10 protein-coding genes and 1 pseudogene are annotated in these 11,467 nt (G+C 43.6%); 3 read left to right on the plus strand and 8 right to left on the minus strand.

The annotated features are described in order from the left end of the window. Positions 1-191 precede the first annotated feature (191 nt). Positions 192-344, minus strand: coding sequence for a hypothetical protein (locus VB733_RS24055; protein ID WP_323342583.1), 153 nt, complete (start codon positions 342-344; stop codon positions 192-194). A gap of 68 nt (positions 345-412) precedes the next feature. Here VB733_RS24055 and VB733_RS24060 point away from each other — a divergent pair, with 68 nt between their 5' ends. Then, positions 413-2,788, plus strand: coding sequence for an ABC transporter permease (locus VB733_RS24060; protein WP_323342584.1), 2,376 nt, complete (start codon positions 413-415; stop codon positions 2,786-2,788). A 30-nt stretch (positions 2,789-2,818) separates the two neighbouring features. After that, complete coding sequence (locus VB733_RS24065; protein ID WP_323342585.1) at positions 2,819-2,986, plus strand: hypothetical protein; 168 nt, start codon at positions 2,819-2,821, stop codon at positions 2,984-2,986. 1 nt (position 2,987) lies between these two features. On the opposite strand, the gene VB733_RS24070 is transcribed toward VB733_RS24065, so the two are convergent. The 5 genes and pseudogenes from VB733_RS24070 to VB733_RS24090 all read right to left on the minus strand — a co-directional run bounded on the left by VB733_RS24070 (position 2,988) and on the right by VB733_RS24090 (position 8,902). After that, positions 2,988-4,391 (minus strand): efflux RND transporter periplasmic adaptor subunit, encoded by a 1,404-nt coding sequence (locus VB733_RS24070; RefSeq protein WP_323342586.1) that lies wholly within the window; start codon positions 4,389-4,391, stop codon positions 2,988-2,990. 109 nt (positions 4,392-4,500) lie between these two features. Then, positions 4,501-5,073, minus strand: a pseudogene (locus VB733_RS24075) (N-acetylmuramoyl-L-alanine amidase family protein); the annotation flags it as partial. Between the two features lie 194 nt (positions 5,074-5,267). Then, positions 5,268-6,377, minus strand: coding sequence for a Gfo/Idh/MocA family oxidoreductase (locus VB733_RS24080; protein ID WP_323342587.1), 1,110 nt, complete (start codon positions 6,375-6,377; stop codon positions 5,268-5,270). Between the two features lie 35 nt (positions 6,378-6,412). Continuing rightward, on the minus strand, positions 6,413-7,591 hold the full coding sequence (locus tag VB733_RS24085) for a DUF1822 family protein (protein WP_323342588.1): 1,179 nt from the start codon (positions 7,589-7,591) through the stop codon (positions 6,413-6,415). Positions 7,592-7,735: 144 nt separating this feature from the next. Beyond that, positions 7,736-8,902 (minus strand): sigma-70 family RNA polymerase sigma factor, encoded by a 1,167-nt coding sequence (locus VB733_RS24090; RefSeq protein ID WP_323342589.1) that lies wholly within the window; start codon positions 8,900-8,902, stop codon positions 7,736-7,738. A 226-nt stretch (positions 8,903-9,128) separates the two neighbouring features. On the opposite strand from VB733_RS24090, the gene VB733_RS24095 reads away from it, so the two are divergent. Beyond that, positions 9,129-9,599, plus strand: a complete 471-nt coding sequence (locus VB733_RS24095; protein ID WP_323342591.1) for a hypothetical protein — start codon at positions 9,129-9,131, stop codon at positions 9,597-9,599. Positions 9,600-9,731: 132 nt separating this feature from the next. Here the strand turns inward: VB733_RS24095 and VB733_RS24100 are convergent, their stop codons facing one another. Further along, positions 9,732-10,664, minus strand: coding sequence for a DNA polymerase III subunit delta' (locus tag VB733_RS24100; protein ID WP_323342590.1), 933 nt, complete (start codon positions 10,662-10,664; stop codon positions 9,732-9,734). A gap of 2 nt (positions 10,665-10,666) precedes the next feature. Next, complete coding sequence (gene tmk, locus VB733_RS24105) at positions 10,667-11,293, minus strand: dTMP kinase (RefSeq protein ID WP_323342592.1); 627 nt, start codon at positions 11,291-11,293, stop codon at positions 10,667-10,669. Between the last annotated feature and the right edge of the window lie 174 nt (positions 11,294-11,467).

Genomic DNA, 11,467 nt, shown 5'->3' on the forward strand with positions numbered 1-11,467 from the left:
TCTGTGTTAAATCTGATTCCGTAAAAATAGTATTTTTCTAGTTTCTCTTATCGGACTAAATTTTGATTTTTAAATTTTATTTGTAACTCTCTAAGTAGGAATTTCAGAATTACTCCATTGAAAAAATAATTATGTTAATGTTCATGGATAATTGCAGAAGAACAAGATCAAAAAATTGAGATGATCAAATGTCAGCAGCAAATTTTGAGTGGTTTCCGCTCATTACGATTTTGCTGTTTCATTTGCCAATATTCATTCCCTTCTTTCAAGCACATCCAAGCATAGTCTGATACCATTTCACGAAAAATCTGATACAGATGTAAATCCTGAAAGCTTTGCTGCATCTAAGTTTTTTAATTGCGAATTGCGAATTGCGAATTGCGAATTGGTATGAGATGGGATGGTAATTACCATGAAAACACTGAAAGCGCTGGACAAAAAACTCATCCGTGACCTTTTACGCCTGCGTGGTCAAATAATTGCGATCGCTCTTGTTGTCGCCTGTGGAATTGCCAGTTTTGTCTCCATGTTGAGTGCTTACGAATCCCTCAAGCTTTCTCAAGCTACCTATTACCAGGAATACCATTTTGCCCAAGTTTTTGCCCAACTCAAACGCGCACCCGAATCCCTGACAGCACAAATTCGGGAAATTCCCGGAGTGGCGCAGGTACAGACGCGGGTAATTGCCGATGTCAGCCTCGATATTCCTGGACGGGATGAACCAGCAACGGGGCGGTTAATATCGATACCAGAGCGGCAAATGCCGATACTCAATGACCTCTACATGCGTAAAGGGCGCTACCTTGAACCTGGACGCAGCGATGAGGTATTAATTAGTGAGAACTTTGCCCAGGTACATCACCTGGATTTGGGTGATTCTCTCGGTGCAGTCATCAACGGACGCTGGCAAAAGTTGCGAATTGTCGGGGTAGCGCTGTCGCCGGAGTATGTTTACTCCATTCAGGGAACGGGGGATATTTTCCCGGATAATGAGCGGTTTGGGGTTTTCTGGATGGGACGGGAGGCTTTGGGAACTGCTTTTAATATGGATGGGGCGTTTAATGATGTGACGCTGACATTGATGCAGGGTGCAATTGAAGCGGATGTGATTTTCCACCTCGATAAGCTGTTGGAAAAGTATGGCGGATTTGGGGCTTATGGACGTAAAGACCAACTTTCTAACCGTTTTCTCTCGGAGGAAATTACCCAATTACAAGGAACTGCAACTATAGTGCCCTCCATTTTTCTGGGTATCGCTGCATTTTTGTTGCATATTTTGCTGTCGCGGATTATTGCCACCCAACGGGATCAAATCGCCGTCCTCAAGGCTTTTGGTTACAACAACGTTACTATTGGTTTACATTACCTCAAATTTGTGCTGGCGATCGCATTTACAGGTGCATTCCTGGGAACAGCTTTAGGGCTGTGGTTTGGTGCGGCTGTCACTAAGAATTACATGCGGTTTTTCTCCTTTCCCATCCTGCGTTACGAAGCGGGAACTGGGGTGATAGCTGGTGCTATTTTGATTAGTATTGGTGCTGCCGTCATTGGTGCATTTATGGCTGTGCAAAAAGCAGTTTCCCTCCCTCCCGCCGAAGCGATGCGTCCCGAACCACCTGCCCACTTTCGTCCCACCATGATTGAACGTTTGGGCTTCCAAAATCTTGTTTCACCTGTCGGGCGGATGATTTTGCGGAATTTGGAACGTAAGCCAATCCAGGCTTTGCTGTCGATTGTGGGCATTTCCCTGGCGGTGGCGATATTAGTTGTTGGTCGTTACTCAACCGATGCGATGCAACATATGATTGATGTGCAATACCGTAATGTCCAACGGGAAGATGTGACAATTGTATTTAATGAACCGCGTCCCAACCGTGTGCGTTATGAAGTTGCCAATTTACCAGGTGTTTTGCGTGCCGAACCATTCCGCGCCGTACCCGCAAGGTTGCGTTTTCAACACCGCACCTATCGAATTGCTTTGACGGGATTGGAGGTGGGGGGCGAACTGCGTCGATTGGTGGATCGGAATTTACGTACGCTGAAACTGCCGGAAAATGGAGTCATACTTACCACAAAGCTGGCGGAAATTCTCGGAGTGAAACCGGGTGATGTGCTGACGGTGGAGGTTTTGGAGGGGGAAAGACCGACTCGTACTGTTGCCGTTGCGGGGCTAGTTGATGAACTCATTGGTCTTTCTGCATACATGGATATTCGGGCTTTGAATCGGTTAATGCAAGAAGGAGGAACTATATCTGGAGCCTATTTAACTGCTGACTCGCTGCAAATTGACCGACTTTATGCGTTGCTAAAACGGACACCAGCAGTGAGCGGGGTATCTGTACGGGAAATGGCGATCGCTCGTTTTCAAGAAACTATTGCGGGTAGTCTCAGTATTTTTACTACTGTGTTGGTAATTTTCGCTTGTGTGATTGCCTTTGGGGTGGTTTATAATGCCGCCCGCATCGCTTTGTCAGAACGCAGTCGGGAACTAGCAACACTAAGGGTAATTGGTTTCACCCAAGCCGAAATCGCTGTAATTCTCTTGGGCGAACAGGCGGTGCTGACACTGGTAGCCATTCCCTTGGGTTTTGCGATCGGATTTGCTCTCTGTGCGTTAATGTCCCTCACCTACAACTCAGAACTTTATCGTATTCCCCTAGTTGTGAGTAGGGCGAGTTTTGCCTTTGCATTTGTGGTGGTGACTCTAGCCGCTATTGTTTCTGGAGCAATTGTGCGCCGTCAATTGGTGAATTTGGATTTAGTGGCTGTGTTGAAAACTAGGGAGTAATATTCAGGTTCGCCTCAAGATTGGCGAGAAATGCGAGCAAACAGATGGGGAGATGGGGAGATGGGGAGACGCGGAGATAGGGAGATGGGAGATGGGGAGATGGGAGATGGGGAGATGGGGAGATGGGGAGATGGGGAGATGGGGAGATGGGGAGATGGGGAGACGCGGAGAAAATTAATGATAACTAAACTCTTTTAGCTCATCGAACAGTAACAGGTTTGCCATCTTCAATTTGTTCGCTGGGATGAAGAATTACCGCCTCACCTTCCTTAAGTCCTTGCCTAATTTCCGCTTCAAAATCGCTGCGCTGTCCAACTTCAATTTGTCTTCGATTCGCTTTGCCATTGTTAACCACAAAAGTACACCAGGATTTACCACAGCGAAATAACGAACTCAGTGGTACTTTCAAAAGATTCTCCCTATCCCAAACAACTATCTGGACATCAACACGATAAGCATCACCAAATAAATGGGATTTATCAGTAAAATCACCAATAACGTTGACGCGCTGTTCTTCAACACCAAGGGCAGAAACTTTGGTAAATGCCGAAGGCTCTACATATCTAACTTTCGCCTGGATTGCTTCAGTTTCGGTTCCTTGAACGATGAAAATTTGGGCACCTGGTTTAATTTTTGTGGCATCGCCAGAAAGCACATCAATGACTAATTCCAGGTTGGAGACATTACCAATATCTAATAATGGCGTGCCAGATGTAACATATTGAGCGCTTTTTTTTTGGACTCGCAATACTTGTCCACTCACAGGCGAATGGATATCTGTACGGGCTGCTTCATCCTTTAACTTGGCGAGTTCGGCTTCGACGCTGGCAATACGGGCATCGTAAACCTTGAGTAGATAATCGGGGTCGCTTTTTTGTTGTTGCAATACAGTTAGGGCTGCTTGGGCTACCTCCACTTCATTGGCACTTGCTTTTGCAGCCAGCCTTGCAGTTTCCAGTTCTTTGGCTCTCGTTGTTTGATTGAGTTCCGCAACTTCCCTATCTTGGCGAGGAATTACCCCAGATGCTTGTAATTCTTGGGCACGTTGGTTATCCCGTCGTGCTTGTGCGAGTGCCGCTTGGGCTTGAATAACCCTAGCCTCTGCCTGGCGTTGATTTGCGATTGCTGCTTGAATTCTTTGGCGTGCCTGTTCTAAATTAGCTTCCTTCGGTCTTTGCGTCGCCACACCTTGACGCTGTGCTTGCCATTCTGCCAGTCTTCCCAAGGCTTCTTTGACTGAAGATGTGAGGGGAAGGGGGTCAATTTTAGCAACCATATCTCCTTGCTTGATTTTATCACCCTCATCTAGTTCAATTCGAGCCAGACGACCATCAACCGGAGCAGAAATAGTAAAACGATCGCGTACTCTTGTTTTACCTTCGGCATTGACTGTCACTCGCAATTCACCCCGACTCACAAGCCCTGTATCAACGGGAATCGGGGCAGGACGAAATGCCTGCACAACTAAGAAAATAGTCCCAAATGCGATCGCAGCATAAATCAAACGTTTGCGTGAGATTTTCGGCAGACGCTTGGGCAAAGTCTCAGTTTCCGGGTTGGGTTGGCGGTAAGTCGGTTGGTCGGATAATGGTAATCGCTTCATAACCACGCCACGCGATCGCGATAAAGAAAAGAAAAGCCAATCTGGCTATGATATAGAGGTTACGTGAAAAAGTTGAGGAACTTGTGAAGTGCTTGATAGACTTACGGTGTCATAGCGATCGCGGAGTGATGCCTTGAAACCATTTAACAACCCCATCTGCCAAGACTCGCGCTAATTTTTTTTGCTCATCGCTGTTGGCTATCCATTCAAATTCTTCGGGGTTAGTCATAAAACCCAGTTCCATTACCACTGATGGTGCTGTCGCCGGACGAGTGAGCGCCAAGTTATTCCAAAACACCCCCATTGATGCACGTCCTAGCTGATTAACTAGATAATTGTGGAGAAAAACGGCTAGGCTATGGGCTTGGGAATGATACCAAAAAGTCCTCACGCCCTTGGTATTCTCCGCATCTCCCTCATCAGGTACTGCTGTGTAATGTATAGTGAGAGCGATCGCTGGTTGTTGTTGATCAATCATGGCTTGGCGAGCCGACAAAGTTACTTCTCTGTCATCTTCTCGTGTCATCACCACTACCGCACCTCTTAAAACCAGTTCATCACGCAGCAACTTAGATACTGTCAGGCTAACATCTTTAGCTAAATATCCCGTTGCGCCAGCCGCGCCAGTTTCTTGCCCTCCATGCCCTGGGTTAATTAAAATTTTCACCCCAGATAATGGTTGTAATCCTATCTGTGCAAAAGCTGGTGCAGAAATGAATATGGAACTAATTGCTAAACCCAAGATTGGTTTCACTTAATTATAAACTCCTCAATAATCTGAGTTCGGATTCAACAGGTTGAAAAAATTCATGTTCATCAATGTTACCGGGAGCTAGAATTACATTTAATATGGTTATTTACAGTTGATGAATTAGGCTAATTTCTCAAAAAATCCTGTAATTCGGGTACATCTACCCATTGAGATGTTAAATTCGATTGATGCGCCAAATCCATTAATAATTGCGAATAAACTCCCTCCCTTAAAGAAGGAACTATTGCTTTTCCTTGATCAATACTTTTTACCCAATTATCGATTACACGAATAAATGCAGAAATTCTCCCATCTGCATGATTTTTGGGAAAGATAAAACTATTGGGAATTTCAATTTCTGCTAATGCTTCGCCAATTTTATTTCCCCAGACTCGAAAACCATGAATATAATCTTTTTGTTCTTCACTTCCTAACACCAAAGTCCCTTTATCTCCGTATACTTCTAACCAATGGGGACGAGATGCGTGAACTACGGCACTAATACAAACTTGGCATGGTGTACCATCAGCTAATTCCAACATTAACATGCAAGTATCGTCAGTATCGACTAATTTTAATTCCCCTGTACTGGGGTCAATTCTTTGGGGAATTGCAGTGCTAAAATGGGCGCTTAATCTGCGTACCGAACCAAATAACCAATAAATATAATCAAATGCGTGGGAACCTAAGGAACCTAATGCACCACCGCCTTCTTCTTTGCGAGAGTACCAATTCCAAGGGCGCGATGCATCTGCACGGGACGCACCTAACCAATCAATTCTAATTAGTCGCTGATTGCCGACATATCCTGATGTTAATAATTCTGCAAATAATTGCCATCCAGGCACACAACGAAATTCAAAATCTACGGTGGCAATCACATTTTGTTGCTGTGCTAGTTGATACAGTTCTTTGGCTTCCCTAGCGTTTAATGTGACTGGTTTTTCTAATAATAAATGTTTGCCGGCATTCAGGACTGCTTTTGCCATTTCATAGTGCAAAAATGGCGGTGTGGAGATACTTACAGCCTCAACTTCTGGTAAATTAATAATTTCTATAAAATCATCACTAGCTGATGGTATGTTGTTAGCACTAGCAATCTTTTTTGCTTTTTCAATATCACGGTGGTAAATTGCTACTACTTCTGTACGATGATGCTCCTGAAATCCAGGAATGTGGACTTTTTGACCAAATCCTGTACCAATAACCGCAACGCCAATTTTACCCTGATTCATATCTTATTTAAATTACCCAAATACAAAACAACTAACTAAAATCTGAGAATTTCGCGATCGCAATTTTCTGGCAATGGCTCAATTTCCCAAACAATTCCCTCGCCTGCTTCTAAGGCAACTTCAATCGCCAGCACTTCTGTCGCCGTATTGGCTGTGATTTCATTGTCTGGAAATGTTTGTAAATCTTCTGTCAGCAGTCGCAATTTAAAGCCACCGGGAATAACCCCCCCAACTGCTGTATTTCGCAATTCAAAACGCCAGATGATCGATTCTTCGTCCTCCTCCGCTTCTATTTGAGGAATTACCCGCAATTCATAATTTTGTCCGGCGATCGTTAATTGCCGGGAAAGTATATTTTCTGCTGCTGTTTCTTCAAGACTACGTGCGCCTGCCCCCAATTGCAGGTTGATAGCATCCCAGCCTAATTCCCGTACAGCTTGTGGTATACTAGTTTGCAGCCATTGAAAAATGGAAAACTGTTCTGGCTGCCCTATTCTTTGTTGGTATAATTTTTTTCTCCAGCCACCGTGTTCAATTAATGCACCCCAAGTGGGAAAGGGAATTTCTAAACGTGGTGCCAGCATTTCGCGATCACCTAAACGGACAATTAAATTGTTTGCTTGGGTTGCACTCAAGGCTGGTAAGGCTGCCACCTGACTGCGGGTAACTTCATTAGTACATATTTGACAAGCAGTCGAAAATATGCATATATCATCAATCACATCACTCGCATCCAGAGCATAAGTACGGGTACTAGCATCGTAAGTTCCTTGCTGCTTGAGTTGTGCGTGGGTACAGTAACTCCAAACGCGCACATAGCCATCTTCAGGTTCAATTTCTACGCCGAGATAATAATCGCCAATCCAACTTGGTATATCTACCCATTCTTGCGGAACTCGTAATTCTCCAAGATCAATACTTTCCTGTGGAACCAAGATAACACGAGTTGCGTCGATACAAATGACGGTCCCATTTACCAGTTCCCAAAAACTGGGTAAAGCAGTGGTATTAAACCATACCTTTGCCTGTGGTGCGACATCTTCCTGTAACCAAGGTAAGACAGCACTCAGGCAAAGTTCATTTAAATATGCTTGATAGCGTGAAGTTGGATTAGAATGTACCTGGCTTTTTCCCCACGCTTGATTATAGGCATTTTGCGGTATTTCTAAAATTAAATCTCTGGGCGTAACGAAAGTAAATAGGTTAGTAGTCATTGTTTTGGGTAATGGGTATTGGCTAATTGGTGACTATACTGGGCGTGGTTGAAAATGGATTGTTCCAATGGCTATTAGCTGGTGTGGGTTTAGCTTTGGGCTAATAGCTAACTGCCCAGGGTATACTAACTTCTTACTCAGCCCTCAGCCTTTATAATAGGATTGCAACCATTCTTCCATAACTGTATTTGTACTCTTAAGTAGGTCTGATGTCATCGAAATATGCAGTTTTGCTTCGCTCCATTTTGCTAAGGTTTTGAGGAGGGTGTCTCGGACTTTCGCAATGCGGCGGGAAATTGTATATTGTTGAATTTGTAATTCTTTGGCTATTTGTTGCTGGGTAAATCCTTGGGTATAGTACAGTCTGAGGATTGCTTGAGCTTCTGGTTCCAGTTTATTGACTGCATCAATGAGCATTTGATTCATTTCGCCAAGCTGCGAGGTGCGTGTTTGCTGTTCTTCGGCGGCAATTATCTCACTTAAGAGCGAGTCTTGTTCGTTACTAGGGATATTGTCAACAAACTCATAAGTATCTTCGCTTCCCGTGGGGGCGTTGATAGAGGTGATGTTGGGATATAAATAGTTACGTGCAGCTTTCGCACAAGCTTGCATCCAAGTTTCGATGGTTTGGGGAGTTGTTCGGGAAATGGTTTGAGAATTGTAAGCCTTAGCAATAGCTTCCCAAGTTTTGTCATCCGGGCGAGCCAATTGACGACTAGTGCCAGCTTGGCTAGGAACATAAATTAATTTAAAACAATTCCAAGCTGTGACATAGGATGTAATCGTCTCCTTCGATAAACCAGCGTTTTCTAAAGACTCTAGCAAACGTTTTTGGCTAATTTTCCGCAAAATTCCCCAAGTAGAACAAATATCAACTTCGTGACGTTGACGTAGGGTTTCCCGAATCACGGTGCCAAAAATCGTACTCGCATAATTTTTGAGGACAAAACCTTGATTGGGATTAAAACCTTTGAGGATGCGATCGCACTGAGTTATGGCAATCTGGAAGAAGTCAGGTAATGTATGCTGGGTATTCGCAAACATTTGTACCATTTTTTGCGAACTCCAATAACAAGCTTCCTGCAAATAGGCAATTAAATGTTGTTTGGAAATAGTTGCAGTGTCTGGCTGATGCCAAGATTTGTGCCAGTATAGCGCCCAAATATCCTCCGAGGTTTCATCCGGGGATATCTTCAGATTACTTTGCATACTTCGACGCAAACGTCCATCTGTAGCCCAGCAGTGAAAACGTTCGGTATCGAATTGAATGAAGGTTGAAAAAATTTCAATCACACTTTTCCGAGGTTGCATAAATAATCGCTAGGCTAATTTTTAAATTTTTAAACGAATTTCACCATTAAAAATAGGTAAAGCATATTTGTTACTATACACTTCCCAAAACTTTACTACAAACGCTCACCCATTAGTTTCGGGAGATAAGCATTTACTGGACTTGTAGTCAACATAAATGCTTGATGTCCGCCATAATGTACTAAGAACTGTGAACCGACTCATAGCATTAAATATCGGGCAATTTATGGACTTGGAACCAGAAAACATTGAATTTGCCGAACCCGCAACTCGTAAACCATTAGAAATATTACGAGATGCAGAAATTTCTTTGCGTCGTCCCACTGTCGCTGCACTTGTACCTGTTTTACCCTCACAGATGAGCCAGCGTTTGCAAAAGGTTTCTTCTGTAGCAGATAATACATTGAATGAGCTTGCAGAAATCGATATAGAGGAAATTTCCGACTGGGAACTGCGGAATGCCAGAATTTGGATTGGTCTAAGTTTTGTGGGATTTGGGGCATTGATGGTAATTATGCTACTGCTGTACTTAAGTACATTACACCCAGAACTAAATGCGATCGAGCAGGTGCGACAATATTGGTATCAGTATGTTTGGTTTGTCTGTCTTGGTGTCGCCGGAATGTTTCTTTTAGGGCGGGAAGCTATGCGCCCCGTACAAAAACAAAAGCGCAGAAAAGGACGGACAAATTATTAAGAGTGACATGGAGACTTAGAGACGCGGGGAGGGGGAGAAATTTTAATTTTCAGTAATTAGCCGAAACATAATGTGACGATTAAAAATTCTGCCGACATCATGTTTCTCGTAAATATTGAGGCGAAACTGATGTTAGCTGTTAGCTACCACTTTTAACAGGGTGCATTCCCAAACTAAACGGGGTTGTGCGTAACAAAGCAGATATTTACGGCTTTTCTCTAATTCTTCGATCATATTCGCTTTGTATTGCTGTTGCCAGTACAACTGTTGCAGATAATCAACTAGCCATAACTGCCCTTCCGTATCTAATTCTTTATCGATTCGTCTGGCTAATTCTAAAGCTTGACGTTGGTTTGCAGGGGTTTTTTGTAATGCTTGTAATAACTCAGTCGGAATCGCTTGCATTTGTTCGTAAGATGCGATCGCTTCCCCTGGACTTCCTGCTGCTAAATTAATAATAGTGGGGTTTTGTAATATTTCTCCATGTCCTGTGACATTTAATACTTCTGCCATGCCGACAACATCCAGGCGATAAAAGGGTATTTTTTGGCAGCGTGATACTAATGTTGGCAATATTGCATCCACTGAAGGGGCAATTAAAATTAATGTTGCTCTTCCCGGTTCTTCTAGGGTTTTGAGCAGGGCATTGGCTGCCCCTTCTGCCATGGTTTCAGCTTGTTCAATGACTACCACACTTCTTGGTGCTAACATTGCTGGACGACCCAAAAATTCCGTAATTTCACGGATTTGTTCGAGACGAATTACAGGCGGTGATTTACGTTTTATCCCTTTGGCTGCGGCTTCCTGGGGGGTGTAGCGCTCTCCTTGATGTTGGTAGGTTGGTTGTACCCACAGTAAATCGGGGTGATTCCCTTGACGTAAGCGGTTTTGGGCTGTGGGGTCTTGACTAAATAATACTTCGATAAAGCACCGTGCTGCCAATCCACGCCCAATTCCATTCGCACCTGCGAATAAGTATGCTGGTGCAATTCTATTTTTTACTACTGCTTGCATCAGTAATTCTACTGCTTGTACCTGTCCAATTAATGGTGTGAAGAAGGACATTACTAATTAATTATGACTTTGCTCAACTTGTCCTGAATTTGCTGTTGTATGCTTTCTTTACTCAAACTCGCATCTATCCTGATAATGAATTCGGGGTAGGTTTTTGCAAGTTCGCCATATCCTTGTTGGACTCGTTTGTGAAAGTCGATTTTTTCTTCTTCAATTCTGTCGGCTATTTCTCCACTACTGCGTTTGCGCTGGAGTCCAATTTCCGCATCTACATCAAACCAAAAAACTAAATCACTAACTAAACCTGCTGTCGCGATTTGGTTGAGTTGGTTAATTAAATCCATATCTAAACTACGTCCGTAACCTTGATAAGCTATGGTTGAATAGATAAAACGATCGCACAATACAAATTTACCGGATGCGAGATTGGGTTTGAGTTCCTGTTCCACATGTTGGGCGCGATCGGCTGCATATAATAATAGTTCAGTACGGCTGGCAATGTGATTTTTTCCAGTTTCCAGCAATAGTCGTCGCAAATCCACACCTAATTCAGTTCCCCCAGGTTCTCGCGTCACCACAGCTTCAATACCCAGACTTTGCAACCATTGGCTTGTCAGTTGTATTTGAGTCGTTTTTCCACATCCTTCCACCCCTTCAAAAATAATTAATTTACCTTGCATGACTAAATTCCCAACAGCACAGTCACTTTCCATCATTTCATGTGCTGCTGCAATTAATCATAATTAGAGATATAAGTAGGTCGGTGGGAAAAAACACAACTATGTTAAGAAAGATAAACAAGGCTAAAACCCTCTTCCCTCCTGCCTTCTGTCCTCTGCCCTCTGACTTGAAAA

The organism is Calothrix sp. UHCC 0171 (genome assembly GCF_034931845.1).
Classification (GTDB): Bacteria; Cyanobacteriota; Cyanobacteriia; order Cyanobacteriales; family Nostocaceae; genus Brunnivagina.

Coding starts and splice junctions, on each gene's coding strand:
- VB733_RS24055 (WP_323342583.1), bottom strand. CDS start 344: ATGCAGCAAAGCTTTCAGGATTTACATCTGTATCAGATTTTTCGTGAA.
- VB733_RS24060 (WP_323342584.1), top strand. CDS start 413: ATGAAAACACTGAAAGCGCTGGACAAAAAACTCATCCGTGACCTTTTA.
- VB733_RS24065 (WP_323342585.1), top strand. CDS start 2,819: ATGCGAGCAAACAGATGGGGAGATGGGGAGATGGGGAGACGCGGAGAT.
- VB733_RS24070 (WP_323342586.1), bottom strand. CDS start 4,391: ATGAAGCGATTACCATTATCCGACCAACCGACTTACCGCCAACCCAAC.
- VB733_RS24080 (WP_323342587.1), bottom strand. CDS start 6,377: ATGAATCAGGGTAAAATTGGCGTTGCGGTTATTGGTACAGGATTTGGT.
- VB733_RS24085 (WP_323342588.1), bottom strand. CDS start 7,591: ATGACTACTAACCTATTTACTTTCGTTACGCCCAGAGATTTAATTTTA.
- VB733_RS24090 (WP_323342589.1), bottom strand. CDS start 8,902: ATGCAACCTCGGAAAAGTGTGATTGAAATTTTTTCAACCTTCATTCAA.
- VB733_RS24095 (WP_323342591.1), top strand. CDS start 9,129: ATGGACTTGGAACCAGAAAACATTGAATTTGCCGAACCCGCAACTCGT.
- VB733_RS24100 (WP_323342590.1), bottom strand. CDS start 10,664: ATGTCCTTCTTCACACCATTAATTGGACAGGTACAAGCAGTAGAATTA.
- tmk (WP_323342592.1), bottom strand. CDS start 11,293: ATGCAAGGTAAATTAATTATTTTTGAAGGGGTGGAAGGATGTGGAAAA.